At 63.2% G+C, this 15933-nt stretch carries 14 protein-coding genes; 11 read left to right on the forward strand and 3 right to left on the reverse strand.

Translation table 11 applies throughout. The features are described from left to right. Positions 1–552: a BON domain-containing protein gene (locus tag P3T21_RS00845; RefSeq protein WP_429254034.1), complete on the forward strand. Its 552-nt coding sequence runs from the start codon at positions 1–3 to the stop codon at positions 550–552. A gap of 66 nt (positions 553–618) precedes the next feature. Next, complete coding sequence (locus tag P3T21_RS00850; protein WP_429254035.1) at positions 619–909, forward strand: hypothetical protein; 291 nt, start codon at positions 619–621, stop codon at positions 907–909. A 23-nt stretch (positions 910–932) separates the two neighbouring features. Here the strand turns inward: P3T21_RS00850 and P3T21_RS00855 are convergent, their stop codons facing one another. Beyond that, positions 933–2099, reverse strand: a complete 1167-nt coding sequence (locus P3T21_RS00855; RefSeq protein ID WP_429254036.1) for a helix-turn-helix transcriptional regulator — start codon at positions 2097–2099, stop codon at positions 933–935. Between the two features lie 371 nt (positions 2100–2470). On the opposite strand from P3T21_RS00855, the gene P3T21_RS00860 reads away from it, so the two are divergent. The 8 genes from P3T21_RS00860 (at position 2471) to P3T21_RS00895 (ending at position 11557) form a co-directional block, all read left to right on the forward strand. Continuing rightward, complete coding sequence (locus P3T21_RS00860; protein ID WP_429254037.1) at positions 2471–2677, forward strand: hypothetical protein; 207 nt, start codon at positions 2471–2473, stop codon at positions 2675–2677. Positions 2678–2872: 195 nt separating this feature from the next. Then, positions 2873–4072: a serine hydrolase domain-containing protein gene (locus P3T21_RS00865; RefSeq protein WP_429254038.1), complete on the forward strand. Its 1200-nt coding sequence runs from the start codon at positions 2873–2875 to the stop codon at positions 4070–4072. A 135-nt stretch (positions 4073–4207) separates the two neighbouring features. Next, positions 4208–4513: an H-NS family nucleoid-associated regulatory protein gene (locus P3T21_RS00870; RefSeq protein ID WP_429254039.1), complete on the forward strand. Its 306-nt coding sequence runs from the start codon at positions 4208–4210 to the stop codon at positions 4511–4513. Between the two features lie 621 nt (positions 4514–5134). Then, positions 5135–5659 carry a formaldehyde-activating enzyme gene (fae, locus tag P3T21_RS00875; protein ID WP_429254040.1) on the forward strand — a complete coding sequence of 175 codons (525 nt, stop codon included), beginning with the start codon at positions 5135–5137 and terminating at the stop codon, positions 5657–5659. Between the two features lie 72 nt (positions 5660–5731). Continuing rightward, positions 5732–6769 (forward strand): aldo/keto reductase, encoded by a 1038-nt coding sequence (locus P3T21_RS00880; protein ID WP_429254041.1) that lies wholly within the window; start codon positions 5732–5734, stop codon positions 6767–6769. Next, positions 6766–8211, forward strand: a complete 1446-nt coding sequence (locus P3T21_RS00885; RefSeq protein WP_429254042.1) for an NAD-dependent succinate-semialdehyde dehydrogenase — start codon at positions 6766–6768, stop codon at positions 8209–8211. The genes P3T21_RS00880 and P3T21_RS00885 overlap by 4 nt, the downstream gene beginning before the upstream one ends. A 109-nt stretch (positions 8212–8320) precedes the next feature. Then, positions 8321–9718 carry an MFS transporter gene (locus P3T21_RS00890; RefSeq protein ID WP_429254043.1) on the forward strand — a complete coding sequence of 466 codons (1398 nt, stop codon included), beginning with the start codon at positions 8321–8323 and terminating at the stop codon, positions 9716–9718. A gap of 237 nt (positions 9719–9955) precedes the next feature. Continuing rightward, positions 9956–11557 carry a peptide chain release factor 3 gene (locus P3T21_RS00895; protein ID WP_429254044.1) on the forward strand — a complete coding sequence of 534 codons (1602 nt, stop codon included), beginning with the start codon at positions 9956–9958 and terminating at the stop codon, positions 11555–11557. 57 nt (positions 11558–11614) lie between these two features. Here P3T21_RS00895 and P3T21_RS00900 read toward each other — a convergent pair whose 3' ends face one another. Further along, positions 11615–12484, reverse strand: coding sequence for a LysR family transcriptional regulator (locus tag P3T21_RS00900; protein ID WP_429254045.1), 870 nt, complete (start codon positions 12482–12484; stop codon positions 11615–11617). 479 nt (positions 12485–12963) lie between these two features. On the opposite strand from P3T21_RS00900, the gene P3T21_RS00905 reads away from it, so the two are divergent. Next, on the forward strand, positions 12964–15363 hold the full coding sequence (locus P3T21_RS00905; protein ID WP_429254046.1) for a GNAT family N-acetyltransferase: 2400 nt from the start codon (positions 12964–12966) through the stop codon (positions 15361–15363). On the opposite strand, the gene P3T21_RS00910 is transcribed toward P3T21_RS00905, so the two are convergent. Continuing rightward, positions 15364–15906: a hypothetical protein gene (locus P3T21_RS00910; protein ID WP_429254047.1), complete on the reverse strand. Its 543-nt coding sequence runs from the start codon at positions 15904–15906 to the stop codon at positions 15364–15366. Between the last annotated feature and the right edge of the window lie 27 nt (positions 15907–15933).

Genomic DNA, 15933 nt, shown 5'->3' on the forward strand with positions numbered 1-15933 from the left:
ATGAAGCACTGGCGATTCGCTGCGGTGCTGCTCACGATGAGCGCATCGCTCCATGCGCAGGGAACGGCTGCGCAGGCGGCGTCATCGGCTTTAACCCCATCTGCACCCGCGCCTGCCGCGGTCGAACGCAAGAACTGGTACAACGATCCGTTTTTCACGCTGTCGCAAGCGGCGGCGGATTGTCCGGTGCCGCTCGGCCCACTGATGACAAAGGCGCAGATGGAAGACGACGCGCACTACCGCGTCGAGCGCGGGACGACGTGCTGGCTTGCCCATCGATGCACCAAACCGAATTCCTATATGTACGATCCGGAAATCGCCGAAGCGATCCGCGCGCAGTTCGCCCAGCCAAAGGGCTTCGACGGCGCGAGCATCTGGATCACCGTGCAGCGACGGTTCGTTTACGCGGAAGGCTGCGCGCCGGCATCGTTCGACGTGGGCGCATTGCAGAAGCGTCTCGCAGCGATTCCCGACGTCGAGCAGGTGTTCATGCGCGTGACGGCCAGTCCGCGCGGGCCGCTTCCATACAAGACAGTTGCCGCGCCGGACTGACGCATCGTCGCGGTCGCGTGGCAAAATCCAGGGATTGACATAACAAGAGACCAACCGGGGTTTTCAATGAAACGCAATCGTCTGTTCCGCGCGCAGCCTGGCTTTGCCGCACGCGCTGTATTCGCCACTGCCGCCACGTGCGCCGGCATTGCGCTTGCCGCGCTCGCCGGCTGCAGCAGCGCGCCGCCACTGTTCTCGCCCGACGGCCTGCCTACGACACAGGTTCAGTGTTCCGCGGCCGGCGGCGACGGTTGCGAGCAGCAGGCACGCGGCATGTGTGGCGGCCCGTTCGAAATCGTGCGTCAGACGACTGTCAACGGCGTGCGCAACCTGCTCTTCGCGTGCAAGGCGAGTTGAGCCGGGTTGAGCGGGTCACGCCGTTACTGCCCGCCGCCGTTTCCCGGCAAATGCAGCAGCAGACGGATCAGATCCGGCTGGCGGTTCGTCGCCGTCTTCTGATAGATCGACTGCAGCTGTTTGCGTACCGTGTCGTGCTGTACGCCGATGCGCGCGGCGACTTCCTTCGGCGACATGCCTTCGGCCAGAAAATGCGCCACGCGGCACTCGGCTGGTGTCAGGTCGAAAGCGGCGGCGAGCAGGTCTTCGTCGACCGGCGGCGCGGAAGGCGGATGGTAGAAAATCAGCATCACGATCGCGCGCAGCCCGAACACGGCGGACACATCGCCTGGCGGGATCAGGTTGTAGAACGCGTAGAGCGTGTCCTGCGGGAACGGGCTGGTCTCGTCCTGGATGCGCATCACGCGATAGCGCGCCGCATCTGCATGCACGTCCGCGTTGGCGACGCGCAGGTGCGCCTCCGTCGTCGCGCAATCGTCGAGAAAGCGTTGCTGGAACGGCTGCGGCAGTGTCACCTTGCGATCGTTCGTGCGCACCATCATCGTCGTTTGTAACAGCCGCTCGGCGGCGCCGTTGAGCCGGAGCACGTCGCCCTCGGTACTCGCGAGAATGACCGGCTGGCGCCAGCGGTTGACGAGCGCATGTCCGACAAGCGCGTCGGTAGAAAATACGAAGCGCTGCACCTGAAATTTCGCGGCGCGCGCCAGATGCGGCGTCAGCCTTTCGAGCAGCGCCACGGCGTCTGGGTCGAAAGGACCCTGATCGCTGGTTCTCAGGCAGGCGAAGAAGACTGTAACGGTTTCATCGTCAACGAGTTTTACGCATGACGCATAACGTCGTCCGCCTGGTAAAAGGAATTCCTGAAAAAACGGGTTATTGCGAACAAATGCTTCGTCAAAATGCTCGTGACAATGTAACCACTTGAGTACCGGTTGAGACCACACCATCGCAAGTCGCGGATCAATGTGGTGATAACGGCGGATGTAACCGAGTTCCCGGCCTGGAAGCAGATTGAAACCGTCGCTAAATGAAAGCGCGTTATGCTTTTTATCGAAACCGACAAGATGAATGGTTTTCGCGCCAATGAGACCGGCAAGCTCTGCGTAAAGGACGTGCCAGGTTTGCGATTCCGTGACGGTGTCATATATCCGATGCACCAGCCGGTCATACTGTTCTTCGCCCGATTCCACTGCGCCCCCATGTCGTCGCGGCCAGCCGCGGATGACGATTATTCAACCGGCCACGCATTTCATGCTCTTCCGCAAATGAGGAATATACAGTCCAATTAGCCGCCGTTAATCTGGCTTCTCTGCCGCCAATCTCTCGCAAAGAGCGGCTTTTTTCCGTGCGGCGGCTAACGGATGAATGGAAGAGGTACGCTTTATAGTCTTCATCCATGTCGCACGGTATTGCCGTAACATGCGTTTTCCCTGATTTTTTCCGATCGACGCCAGCAAGAGCGCCGGGAAGCAGGATTTTCCTTTTTCAGGTAGAACGCGCGGTTGCGGCACATTTCGTGCGGAGATAGCTGGGACCGAAAACAGCAATTCCGGGGAAAGCAATGAATCATCACCAACTCGAAAAAGACATTGAGCATCTGGAGCATGTCATCTCGCGCCTCACGGATCAGGATCGCATCCCGCTGTCGTACTGGCGGGGCCGGATCGATCGCGTTCTGGGCGCTGCGCTGGTGCCCTCGCAGGCCAGCCGCGTGAAGCGCCTGTGCGAGGCCCTGCGCGCGCTCGAAGCGCGCATGCAGGTCAAATGACGGCGCCGCGGGCCTGGCCGATTCTCCTGCCACGTTGTAGTTTTATAGCTGCGTGACACGCTTCAGGTGGCGCGGCTGCGCGGAATCAGGCCGTTTCTGGCTCGCGTGGGGTCCGCAGGGTCCACGACGATGCAGCAGGCGTCCGTCGCCCGCATCACGCGCGTGCCGCCTCTATCGGTGCAACCAGGACAACCTATGACGCAGGCAGGATTTTCATCCGCGCGGCTGGCCAGGCTGACCGCGGCCATGCAGGGCTATGTCGACCGGGGTGAGGTGGCCGGCGTCGTGACGCTGATCTGGCGGCACGGCGAAATCGCACAGATGGACTCGCTCGGCGCGCTCGACGACATGTCGCAGCAGCCGATGGCGCGCAACACGCTGTTTCGCATCGCGTCGATGACGAAGCCTGTGACCAGTGCGGCGATCATGATGCTGGCCGAGGAAGACCGGCTGACGCTCGATGCGCCCGTTACGCGCTGGCTGCCGGAACTGGCTGACCTGCGGGTGCTGCGCGATCCGGCTGGCCCGCTCGACGACACCGTGGAAGTGCGTGCGCCGATCACGATCCTCGACCTGCTGACGCATCGCGCGGGCTTCGCCTATCACTTCACCGCGCTCGGGCCGCTTGCGGAGGCCTATCTGACCGCCTTCAACGGTTTCGAGTCGGCGGTCGGCCCGGACGGGTGGATCAAGCGCATTGCCACGTTGCCGCTGATGTTCCAGCCCGGTTCGCGCTGGCACTATGGTGTTGCGACCGACGTCCTTGGCGTATTGATCCATCGCATCACGGGCATGTCGCTGGGCGAGTTCTTCCGTACGCGCATCTTCGGGCCGCTTGGCATGCGCGATACGGCGTTCTGGGTGCCCGAGGCGCAGCTTCCGCGCCTCGCCACCGCTTACGCGATCGATCCGACGACAAGGCAGCGTGTGGTCGAAGATCATCCAGACCGTAGCCGCTGGGCCAATCCGGAGCGGTTTCATAGCGGCGGCGGCGGGCTTGTCTCAACCGCTGAAGACTATCTGCAGTTCGCCCGCCTGCTGCTGGGGCGTGGCCGCGTCGGTGAAACGCGCCTGCTGTCGCATCGTTCGGTCGACCTCATGCGCTCGAATTTTCTGAGCCGCGACCAGCGCAGGCTGCCGTCGTTCGGACATATCGTATGGGCTGGACAGGGCTTTGGTCTGGGACTTGCAATCGTCGACGATCCCGCGCAGCAGTTGCCGCTCGGCTACCGGTCGGCCGGATCGTTCAGCTGGCCTGGCGCTTTCGGCACCAGCTGGCTCGCCGATCCAGTCGAAGACATGATCGCGATGATGCTCATCCAGCGGCGTGGCATCGAGCCGTTCCCGATGTCGGTCGAGTTCGAGCGCCGGCTGTACGACGCGATCGACGACTGACGCTCGCAGCGGCAGGTAGCCGCGCGCAGGCGGCACGGCGAGAGTGCGCTGTCCGGGGGGCACGTGGCCGGCACTTTTTCGGACTGGTAGAGTCACACCGTCGTCGTTACCGATACTGACTGGAGACCTTTCCTCATGGCCAGCTACAAGCAGTTGACTGCGCAGCTCGAGAAGCTCCACAAGGAGGTGGAGGTGGCGCGCGAAAAGGAGATGGCGCAGGTCATCGCGGAGATCAAACAACTGATCGACGAATTCGACATCACGGCCGAAGAGCTCGGGTTTGCGACGGCCGGCACGAAAGGCGCTAAAACAAAGGGCCGCAAGTCCGCCTTGCCGCCGCGCTATCGAAATCCGAAGACGGGCGAAACGTGGAGTGGACGTGGCCGCTCACCAGGGTGGCTGGCCGGCAAGAACCGCGAACGGTTTTTGATCGAAAGCTGATGCGCCTGTTGCGGGTGGCGTGTTCGCGCTGAGGTCGGATTGTCGTTCCGACGCAGGTGAGTCTCGATGCGTCGTATCTCGCACCGCTCCTTAAGTCCCGAAAACTCTCACCTTTCGCCGTTCGGACGTCTCCGTTCAAGCAGATGTGACGTTGTTTTGTCGAACGTCCATGTCGTGGTGACCCCATCTCCCTCTTTCAGGCGACGCCGCCCGGCGTGCATGTGTCGATGCATGAAGCGTCGCGTTGAGAATGCCTTCACGAAACGACGGAAAGCCTTATACAGGAAGGCTTTTCGGCGATCTTGAAGATTCACTTTCAGGAGCCGCAAGCGGTGTCGCGAGGTTGTCTATCGACATCGCTTCGCCTGCTGATCGTGTGCTGACGCGGGGTGTGGCAAGCATTGCGAATCACAGAAAGATCACGTTGCGATATACCTCGCGCAACAGGTCCCGAAAACCCTCACCCTTCGCGCGCCGGGCCCCGGGTCAGCAGTTGCCCTCGGTGGAAACCCGGAAATGAGTCCGTCTCATACCCCGGATCAAAAATCATCGATTCATGGTCCCGCGTGGCTCGCCGCACAATCAGCCATCGACTAACCCCCACTTCCGACGGGACAGACCATGAGCGCAACAGCGGACAAGCAACTCTATATCGGTGAAGGATTCGAAGGCCCGGGCGTGAACCTCGCGCACATCAACGTGCTGGTCGGCCCGCGCAGTGGTCCCGCGGGTCAGGCCTTCGCAACCGCGCTTGCCACGCCTTCCAGCGGTCATGCGCCGTTCGTCGTGATCGCCCGTCCGGGTGTCCCGACCAAGCCGCTCACGCTGTATGTGAACAAGGCGCAGATCGATGGCGACTTCCACGGCAACGCGACGTGGGGCGCTTCGCAGGCCGGCATCGCGCGTGCGGTTGCCGAGTCGCTCGAAAACGGCACGTTGCCGCCGGAAGCGGAAAACGACTGGGTCGTTGTGTCGGCGAACTGGGTCAATCCAGAGACCGATGACCTCGACGCCGTCTACGAAAACAACTATCACGCATGCCGGAACGCGATTCTCGCCGCCATGAAGGGCTTGCCGCATCGCGACGAAGTATTCGCTGCCGCGCGCGACGTCTCGAATCCGTTCTACACGCCGAAACAACGCTAATCGATATCACGTGATCCGCGCGCCACGACGGAGATCCAACGTCGCGCGATCCCGAACTCAGGAGACAGATTCATGGAATACGTTCGTCTGGGCCAGTCGGGCCTGAAGGTGTCGCGTCTGTGCCTTGGCACGATGAACATGGGCACGCCGCAATGGAAGCCCTGGATTTTCGACGAAGCGCAAAGCGAACCGATCGTGCGTCACGCGCTGGAAGCGGGCGTTAACTTCATCGATCTCGCCGATTTCTATTCGACCGGTGCTGGCGAAGAAGTCGTGGGCCGCATTCTCAAGCGCCTTGCGCGCCGTGAGGAAATTGTCGTGACGACCAAGGTCGGCTACGACATGGGCACGTATCAGAACGCGGGCGGCCACTCGCGCAAGCACATCATGGACGGCATCGACGGGTCGCTTACGCGGCTCGGCATGGATTACGTCGACGTCTACATGCTGCACTACTTCGATGTGAACACACCTGTCGAAGAGACGATGGGCGCGCTCAACGACATCGTGCGTGCGGGCAAGGCGCGCTATATCGGTGTGTCGACGATGTACACGTGGCAGTTCGCGAAGATCATGCAGGTCTGCGACCGCAACGGCTGGCACAAGCCGGTCAACATGCAGTTGCAGCTGAACCTTGCATATCGCGAGGAAGCGCGCGAGATGATTCCGTACTGTATCGATCAGGGCGTCGGCGTGTCGGTGTTCAGCCCGCTCGCACGCGGTCTGCTGACAGGCGATCCGGGCTCGACGCGTAACCAGACCGACTTCTTCACCGCGCAGATGTATGGCGACGTGGCATCGCGAGAGATTGCCGCTTCGGTGGCGCGCGTCGCCGCGCGGCGTGGCGTGAGCGCCGCGCAGATCGCGCAGGCGTGGGTGCTGGATCATGGCGGCGTGTCGAGCATGCTGGTGGGCGCGGATACGCCCGCGCAGTTCGACAGTGCGCTCGCCGCGCTCGATACGAAACTAGACGCCGACGAACGCTACGAACTCGAACGCAACTACACGCCGTGCGATCTGATCAACGATTACACGGCGGGCCGCCGTGTTGCGCGTGAGCCGCGCGCCGCACAAGGCGTTTTCGTCGACACATTGGGAAAGGCAGCATGAGTCAGTTTCTGCGTGAAGGACATTACATCGGCGGCGAGTGGCATGACGCCGGCGCCGGGGAAACCTATGCCGTGCGCAATCCGGCTACGGGCGATGTAATCGCGAACGTCGCGAAGGGCGGCGCGGCCGAAACGGCACACGCCATCGCGGCTGCGGCAAAAGCGCTGCCCGCATGGCGTGCATTGACCGCGAAGGAACGCGCGGCCCGCGTGAAGCGCTGGGGCGAGCTGATGCTCGAAAACCGCGATTCGCTTGCGGAGCTCATGGTGCGTGAACAGGGTAAGCCGCTCGCCGAGGCGCGGGGTGAAGTGGGCTACGCGGCGAGCTTCTTCGAATGGTTTGCCGAAGAAGCGAAACGCAGCTACGGCGATGTGATTCCGAGCCCGAATCCGAAGGCGAAGATCATCGTGACGCGCGAGCCGGTTGGGGTCGTCGCGGCGATTACACCGTGGAATTTCCCGCTCGCGATGATCACGCGTAAAGCGGGCCCGGCACTCGCGGCAGGGTGCACGATGGTGCTTAAGCCTTCGGAAGAAACACCACTGTCCGCATTTGCACTGGCGACTCTCGCTGAACAGGCCGGCATTCCGGCAGGCGTATTCAACATCGTTTCCGGCGACGCCGTCGCGATCGGCGGCGCGCTCACGCAATCGCCGGTTGTGCGGAAGCTGTCGTTCACCGGCTCCACGCGCGTCGGCAAGCTCCTCGCGAAGCAATCGGCCGACACGCTCAAGAAGCTGTCGCTCGAACTTGGCGGCAATGCGCCCTTCATCGTGTTCGACGATGCGGATATCGACGCCGCCGTGCAGGGCGCGATGGCATCGAAGTTCCGCAACACGGGGCAGACGTGCGTGTGCGTGAACCGCTTCTACGTGCAGGACGGCGTCTACGACGCGTTCACGCAGGCACTCACGAAGGCGGTGAAGGCGATGCGTGTCGGCAATGCGCTGCAGGGCGAAGTCGAACAGGGTCCGCTGATCAACGAAGCCGCACTGAAGAAAGTCGAAACGCACGTCGCCGACGCGCTGCGGAAAGGCGCAAAGGTGCTGACGGGCGGCAGCCGTCACGCGCTGGGCGGCACGTTCTATGAGCCGACGGTACTGGTGAACGCAACGAAATCGATGCTGATCGCCGGGGAAGAAACCTTCGGCCCCGTCGCGGCCTGCTTCCGCTTTACGACTGAAGAAGAGGTGGTCGCTGCGGCGAACGACACGCCGTTCGGTCTGTCTGCGTATTTCTACACGCGTGATCTGGGCCGCGCATGGCGCGTCGCGGAAGCGCTGGAAAGCGGCATGGTCGGCATCAACGAAGGCATTGTGTCGACCGAAGTCGCGCCGTTTGGTGGCGTGAAGGAATCGGGGCTCGGCCGTGAAGGCTCGAAGTACGGTCTCGATGAATACACCGAACTGAAGTACATGATGATGGGCGGTCTCGGCCGCTGACCCGCAAGGGTGCTCGCCCGCCCGTGCCATCGATGCACGTGGCAGGCGGATCTGTTTCACGCGTTTGCCCGACCACGGGCAACGCATCGCCCAAAAAACAGGGAGACACATGAGCAATCAGGATATCCAGGCGGGCACGCTCGGGCTTGCACCGGCTTCTTCCAAATCGCGCGCGGCAACCGCTGGCGCGCCGGCGCCGGCGCAAGCCCGTGTTGGCCTTGACGACGTGCCGCTCAACGCATTCCACGTCAAGATTGCAGGGCTGACCTTTGGCGCGCATTTCACCGAAGGCTATGCGCTCGGCACGATCGGCTATGCGCTCGCCTCGTTGAACCGGCAGATGCCGCTCGACGCGTTCTGGACCGGCATGATCGGCAGTTCGGCGTTGATGGGGATTTTCGTCGGCAGCCTGGTGTTCGGCTGGCTGTCGGACCGCCTTGGTCGCCAGAAGATCTTTTTGCTCAGTTTCCTCATCATCACCGTGGCCGCGTTAGCGCAGTTCTATGTGGCTTCGCCGTTCGCACTGTGCGCGTTACGGGTGTTGATCGGCTTCGGGATGGGCGGCGATTTTGCTGTTGGCCACGCGATACTCGCGGAATTTTCGCCGCGAAAACATCGCGGCACCCTGCTGGGCTCGTTCAGCGTGATCTGGACGATTGGCTATGTCGTCGCGAATGTGCTTGGCATGCACTACGCGGATGCTTCGCCGGACGCGTGGCGCTGGCTGCTCGCATCGGCGGGTGTGCCCGCATTCCTCGTGCTGCTGATGCGTATCGGCACGCCTGAGTCGCCGCGCTGGCTGGCCGGTCATGGACGGATCGCCGAAGCGAAAGCGATCGTCCTGAAGCACTTTGGTCCAAATGTCACGCTCGACGGCAGCGTCGAAGAACACAGTCACAGCGGCTTTGGGCGGCTGTTTAAAAAGGACATGATCCGTCGCACGGTTTTCAACTGCGCGTTCTTCGTGTGCCTCGTGATCCCGTATTTTGCGATCTACACGTTCTTGCCGGGCATCCTGAAGGTGATTCACCTGAACGAAGGCTTCGGCGCGGATTTCCTGCTGAATGGTTTCCTGGTGCTTGGCGCGCTGATGGGTATCTGGCTCACGATCAAGCTGCCGCGCCGCACGTTCCTGATCGGATCGTTCGCTGTCACCTGCCTGTCACTGGTCGCGCTGAGCGTGCTGCCCAATTCGGCGACGGTGGCGATGATCGTCGCATTCGCCGTTTTTACGTTGACGATGTCGGCCTTCTCGAACCTGGTCGGCGTGTTTCCGCCGGAGTGCTTCCCGACTGAAGTGCGCGCGTGCGGCGTCGGTCTTGCGATAGCGTGCAGCCGGCTCGGTTCGGCGGTGGGCACCTTCCTGCTGCCGCTCGGCATCGCGCAACTCGGCTTCCACGCGACGATGATGGTGCTCGCGGCGGTGCTGCTGATCGGCATGGTCGTATCGATTGCGTGGGCACCCGAGACGAAGCACCTGACGCTCAACGAAGCCAGCCGGAGCTGATTTTCCGTTCGGCGTCCCTTCCACGGGGCCGCCGTCCGTCCGACCCGGGCGCCCCGTTTCCCGACGCGGGCGCCCATGACGTGTATCATTCGTCCCGGCGCTGTTCTGTGCCGGGAATTCGCGTTTTTCGACCAGTTCCCCGCCTGCGCCGCCGCGTCAGGCCGAGCCGACGCACCAGCCCGCGCCGGTCACAGGCCTTTGCGCGCGCTCGAACCCCTACCGTGATTCCCAGCACCGATGTCAGTCTCCGAACTCAAACGCCGCCGTACCTTTGCGGTCATTTCCCACCCCGACGCGGGCAAGACCACGCTTACCGAAAAGCTGCTGCTGTTTTCGGGTGCGATCCAGATCGCCGGCACCGTGAAGGGCCGCAAGAGCAATCGCTATGCGACGTCGGACTGGATGGAGATCGAAAAGCAGCGCGGCATTTCGGTCGCGAGCTCGGTGATGCAGTTCGAGTACGGCGACGCGGTCATCAACCTGCTCGACACGCCGGGCCACGAAGACTTCTCTGAAGACACGTACCGCGTGCTGACGGCGGTCGACGCGGCCGTGATGGTGATCGACGGCGCGAACGGCGTCGAAGCGCAAACGCTGAAGCTGCTCGAAGTGTGCCGCAGCCGCAAGACGCCGATCGTCACCTTCATCAACAAGCTTGACCGCGAAGTGCGCGAACCGCTCGAACTGCTCGATGAAATCGAGGAACACCTTGGCGTGGCGGCGGTGCCGTTCACGTGGCCGATCGGCATGGGCAAGGAGTTCCAGGGCGTCTACGACATCCAGCGCGACCAGGTACGCGTGTTCCGCGCGGGTCAGGACACGGCCGGCGGCGCGGTGGAAACGCTGCACAACATTTCCGACGAAGACGGCGAAAAGCGCTTCGGCCAGGCATGGACGCGTGCGAAGGACGAAATCGAACTGATCACCGGCGCGTCGCCGGAATTCGATCGCGAAGCGTTCCTCGCAGGTCAACAGTCGCCGGTGCTGTTCGGCTCGGCGATCAACAACTTCGGCGTGAAGGAAATTCTCGACGCGCTCGTCGACCTCGCGCCGCCGCCCTCGATGCGCATGGCGGTGCAACGTCCGGTCATGCCGGACGAGTCGAAGTTCACAGGTGTCGTGTTCAAGGTGCAGGCCAACATGGATCCGGCGCACCGCGACCGCGTGGCGTTCATCCGCGTGTGCTCGGGGCATTTCGAGCGTGGCATGGCACTGAAGGTGACGCGCTCGGGCAAGACGTTCCGCGCGAGCAATGTGGTGACGTTCCTGTCGCAGCGTCGCGAGACGGTGAGTGAAGCGTATGCGGGCGACATTATCGGCATCCCGAATCACGGTACGCTTTCGCTCGGCGATACGCTGACCGAAGGCGAGATGCTGCAGTTCGTCGGCCTGCCGTTCTTCGCGCCGGAGATTTTCCAGACGGTCGAAGTGGTCGATCCGATGCGCGCCAAGCAGCTTGGCGAAGCGCTGAAGCAGCTCGGCGAAGAGGGCGCGATTCAGGTATTCCGTCCGGACCTGGGCGGCCTGACGATTCTCGGCGCGGTCGGGCAACTGCAGTTTGAAGTGGTGTCGCACCGGCTGTCGACCGAATACAAGGTCGACGTGCGGATGGCGCCGGCGCGTTACCGCATGTCGCGCTGGGTGACGTGTGACGATCCGGCGGAACTGCGTCGCTTTACCGATTCGTACGCGGCGCGGATCGCGCTCGACGCATCGAATGCGCCGACGTATCTCGCTTCGCACATCTCCGAGATCGAAGTCGCGCAAAAGGCGTGGCCGAAGATCGTTTTCAACGAACTGCGCGAGCATTCCGGCGCGCCGTTCAAGAAGGCGATGTAACGCGGTTCTTCTTCCACGTAAAGGCGCAAAGCCGGGCGCAGGCGGGCCCGGCTTTTTTTATTCCATCTTTAGCACTTCTTCCCGCAGCCAGCTGGCAAACGCCTGGACATGCTCCAGCGCGGCGTGCCGCTGCTCGATGTCCAGCCAGTAACCAAACGGCCCGTTGACTTCGACCGCGGACAATGTCACGAGACTTCCGTCGGCCAGCTCGTCGACGATCATGTTGCGATCGACGATCGCGAGACCGACGCCTTTGCGCGCCGCGTTGATCGCCTGTTGCAGGTTCGAAAATTCGATACCGTTTTCGGCATAACGCTCGGGCAATCCTGCTGTGGCGAGCCACGCGGGCCACAGGTTGAGTCGCGTTCCGTTATGGAGCACATGCAGTGCCGGCATGCTATCGAGCAGCGCTTCCAGGGGTTCCCCGGCGAGCCTGGGCGCGCCAACCAGCGTGTGACGCTCGAACATCAGCAGCGCGGAGTGCGCATCGGGCAGGCCGTCGCGGCCGAAGCGGATGTTGCAATGGCAATCGTCGGTTGGCTCCGTGCGTACTGACAGTTCGACGTCCGGCAACTCGACAGCGAGCGAGCCCAGCCGCGGCGAGAACCACTGCGTGGCGAAGGTCGGCGGCACAGAGAGTACGAGCCGCCGGCGTCCGCTTGCGGTGGTGATCTGGCGCGTACCGTGTTCGATAGTATCGAACGCGTCCGATACACACGGCAGCAGATGCTGGCCCGCCACCGTCAGCCTGATGCCCTTGTGGTCGCGCTCGAAGAGCTTCGCGCCGAGCGACTCCTCGAGAATCTTGATCTGCCGGCTCACTGCGCCCTGCGTGACGCATAGCGCCGTCGCCGCCCGGTTGAAACTCAGGTGGCGGGCAGTCTCCTCGAAGAAGCGCAACGCGATCAGCGATGGCAGGCGTCGCATGGTCTGGTCCTTCCGTCTTTTCTGGTGTTTCGTCGGCGCGCTGTCAGGGGGTGTCTCCGGAATCTGTATCCGTCCTGATGTTGCCGCGGCCTGTCTGTCATCCGACGGGCGCCGCCTTGTCAGTGGCGCCCGTCACAGGGCCGAATGTTACCGCCAGTTGAGCCAGAATTCAGCGCCGCGCAGCGACTTTTCTTGACGCAGCGCGGCGAGGGCGTTTGCCGTCGCGCAGTGGCCGCGTCTCGTAAACATCCAGTTACCGCTTATATGTGAGCGATAAACCAAGATTACCGCTCACATATAAGCGGTAATCTATTTATCGGAGTGCGCAACTGCGCAGGACCATGGGATGCGCGCTTCGCGTTCGCCGGGCTGGCCGGATTCGCGCGAGCCACACGCGCCGACTTCGCCTATCCTGTGAGTTAATGCGGGCCCACCATGCGGCTGCTCGCGCCATTCAGACCTTGCCCCGCGGAGTACCTGTGACCGTTCGCAATCTCGACGCGCTGTTTCGACCGGAATCCGTTGCCGTTATCGGCGCCTCGAAGCGGCCGGGCAGCATCGGCGAGATGGTGTGGACGCGCGTACTCGACGGGGGTTTCGGCGGCATGCTGTGGCCGGTCAATCCGAAGTACGACGAACTCGACGGACATCGCGTGTTTGCTGACGTCGGCGATCTGACCTTGCCGCCGACCGTCGCATTGATCTGCACGCCGCCTGCAACGTGGGCCGCGATCGTGCACCGGCTCGGTGGCATGGGAACACGCGCGGCGATCATCGTCGGCGAAGTGCGTTGCGACGACGACCGGACGGCGCTGCGTCATACGCTGGCTGCTGCGAGGCCGCATCTGTTGCGTATCGTCGGGCCCGGCAGTATCGGTGTCATGACGCCTGCGCTGGGCGCGCATCTCGGCGCGCCGTCGTCCACCGTGAAGGCGGGCGGTGTCGCCTGGGTATCGCAGTCGAATGCGTTGACGAACGCGGTGCTCGGCTGGGCGCATGCGCGCGGGCTCGGCTTCTCGCACGCGGTTGCGCTTGGCGACGAAGCGGACGTCGATGCGGGCGATGTTCTCGACTATCTCGCGAGCGATCCCGGCACGCGCGCGATCCTGCTCGAACTCGATACGGTGCGCGCGGCGCGCAAGTTCATGTCGGCGGCACGCGCGGCGGCGCGCAACAAGCCAGTGCTCGCGCTGCGCCCAGGCCGCGCCGATCCCTCCGACGCGCTTTACACGGCCGCGTTTCGTCGCGCGGGGATGGTGCGCGTCGATTCGCTCGACGATCTGCTCGACGAAATCGAAACGCTCGGCGTGGGCCGCGTCGCAGCCAGCGATACGGCGACGCTCATCACCAGCGATCGCGGCGTCGCGGCGCTCGCATGCGACGCATTCGTCGCGGCCGGTGACACGCTCGCGCGCTGGCCCGACGGCGCGACCGAAGTCGTGAGACAAGCGTTGCCGAATGTGACGCCGGGTAACCCGTTGCTGCTTGGCGATGACGCGCGTCCCGAACACTTCGGCACGGCGCTCGAAGTGCTGGCGTCGCAGCGCGCAACTGGCACCGCATTCGTTGTCCACGCGTCGACGCACAGTGCGCCCGCTGCGCAGGTCGCGCGCGTGCTGATCGCACAGCACAAGTTTGCGTATCGCGGGCTGCTGGCGTGCTTCTTTGGTGGCGTCGATACCGCAACGCGCGATGCGTTGCACGCGCAGGGCATTCCGGTGCACACGACGCCGCAGCGTCTCGCGAGCGCGTTCGCGCGTCTGGTCGATTACCGGCTCGGCCGTGAATTGCTGATGCAGACACCGGAAGGTTTGCCCGCGCGGCTTCCCGAATCGATCGACGCCGCGCAGGCCGAAGCATGCGCTGCATTGGCAGCGGCCGAAGCGGCACACGCCGGCGAATCGACGGGAGTGAAGTTAACGGGCGAGGGCGCTGCGCGTCTGCTGGGACACTTTGGCCTGGTCGTCGAGCCGAAGGAATCGGCGGAGCGGGTGGTGGTCGATATCACGGTCGAATTGCATGATGACGAGAACTTCGGACCGGTGTTTCTGTTCACGGCGCCGTCGCCCGATGATGTGTCGCCGCCGATGCGCACCTATGGCCTGCCGCCGCTCAATCCGATTCTCGCGCGCGACATCGTCGGGCGTTCGCCGTACGCGCGGTATGTGCCCGCTGAGCCGTCGTTGATCGCGTTGACGGCGCTATCGCAGGCGGTGTGCGACGTCCGCGAGATTGTCGGCCTTTCGCTGACGTTACGCGTGTTCCAGTCGCGCACGGTGGTGGTCGCGCCGTGCGTGAGGCTGGCGCGCAAGCGCAGCCGGCTTGCGATCGTGCCTTATCCGCGGCGCTTCGAAGAGACGCTCGACTGGCACGGCCTGCGCGTGACGATCCGGCCGATCCGGCCGGAAGATGAAGCCGCGCATAGCGAGCTGGTGAAGGCGATGACGCCCGATGATTTGCGGCTGCGTTTTTTCGGGGCGGTGCGCAGCTTCGATCACTCGCAACTCGCACGGATGACGCAGATCGATTACGACCGGGAAATGGCGTTGATCGCAACGATCACCGACGAGCACGGCTCGACGCACACCATCGGCGTGGTGCGCGCGATCGCCGATCCCGACAACGAAACGGCCGAATTCGCGGTGGCGCTTCGTTCGGACCAGAAGGGACGCAAGCTGGGGCGCCTGCTGATCGAACGGATCATCGCGTATACGCGGGCGCGCGGCACGCATTGGCTCGTCGGCGAAGCGCTGCGGGAGAACACGCCGATGATCCGGCTCGCGCAGGCCTGTGGTTTCACAGTGACGACGACAGAGGATCCTGGGGTGGTGGGGTTCAGGCTGGCGCTGGAGGAGTCTTCATCGCCTGCGCCAACATAATCATGCCCCCAGCTTCGCCGCCTGCTCCTCAACCTGCGCACGCGAAACCGCCAGTTCTTCGAGCCAGGCTTCCGCATACAGCGCGCCGGTTTCCTTCTCCAGGCGCGCGATCGTCGCCGCACAACGCACCGCATCCTTTGGCGTTGCGATAAAGCGCTTCACCGACTGGCCACCCGAGAACGCCTCGAACAGCGGCACGCGGATTTCTTCCGGCAATGCACGTGTCCATTGATACGGCTTGCCATTGAACGTGAACGAAGGCGGCAGCACGCGTTCCTTCTTCGCAGCCGGAATCAGGCCGTACGTACGCGCCGCATCGGCGATCTGTTCGGACGAGAAAAGCTCGTCGGGGGTGATGTCGAACTGCTGGATATGCGCTTCGATAGCCTGCATCGCAGCCGCGCGATCGTCGCGTTTTTTCTGCGCGCGCGCGACGATATCGCGTAACTCGTCGGCTTCCTCGCTCGTGATCGTGAAGCTGGCCTGCTTCTGCTGAAGCTCGGAAAAACGCTGGAATTCGTGATCGTTCAGAAGTTTAGCCATGACGTATGCAAAGGGCGCGCACGACAC

This window comes from Paraburkholderia sp. GAS334 (assembly GCF_050436625.1).
Taxonomy (GTDB): domain Bacteria; phylum Pseudomonadota; class Gammaproteobacteria; order Burkholderiales; family Burkholderiaceae; genus Paraburkholderia.

What these genes read in the sequence shown, in the direction of transcription:
- P3T21_RS00890 (WP_429254043.1), top strand. Translation starts at nt 8,321, where the DNA reads ATGAGCAATCAGGATATCCAGGCGGGCACGCTCGGGCTTGCACCGGCT.
- P3T21_RS00885 (WP_429254042.1), top strand. Translation starts at nt 6,766, where the DNA reads ATGAGTCAGTTTCTGCGTGAAGGACATTACATCGGCGGCGAGTGGCAT.
- P3T21_RS00865 (WP_429254038.1), top strand. Translation starts at nt 2,873, where the DNA reads ATGACGCAGGCAGGATTTTCATCCGCGCGGCTGGCCAGGCTGACCGCG.
- P3T21_RS00910 (WP_429254047.1), bottom strand. Translation starts at nt 15,906, where the DNA reads ATGGCTAAACTTCTGAACGATCACGAATTCCAGCGTTTTTCCGAGCTT.
- P3T21_RS00880 (WP_429254041.1), top strand. Translation starts at nt 5,732, where the DNA reads ATGGAATACGTTCGTCTGGGCCAGTCGGGCCTGAAGGTGTCGCGTCTG.
- P3T21_RS00860 (WP_429254037.1), top strand. Translation starts at nt 2,471, where the DNA reads ATGAATCATCACCAACTCGAAAAAGACATTGAGCATCTGGAGCATGTC.
- P3T21_RS00900 (WP_429254045.1), bottom strand. Translation starts at nt 12,484, where the DNA reads ATGCGACGCCTGCCATCGCTGATCGCGTTGCGCTTCTTCGAGGAGACT.
- P3T21_RS00845 (WP_429254034.1), top strand. Translation starts at nt 1, where the DNA reads ATGAAGCACTGGCGATTCGCTGCGGTGCTGCTCACGATGAGCGCATCG.
- P3T21_RS00895 (WP_429254044.1), top strand. Translation starts at nt 9,956, where the DNA reads ATGTCAGTCTCCGAACTCAAACGCCGCCGTACCTTTGCGGTCATTTCC.
- P3T21_RS00870 (WP_429254039.1), top strand. Translation starts at nt 4,208, where the DNA reads ATGGCCAGCTACAAGCAGTTGACTGCGCAGCTCGAGAAGCTCCACAAG.
- P3T21_RS00850 (WP_429254035.1), top strand. Translation starts at nt 619, where the DNA reads ATGAAACGCAATCGTCTGTTCCGCGCGCAGCCTGGCTTTGCCGCACGC.
- fae (WP_429254040.1), top strand. Translation starts at nt 5,135, where the DNA reads ATGAGCGCAACAGCGGACAAGCAACTCTATATCGGTGAAGGATTCGAA.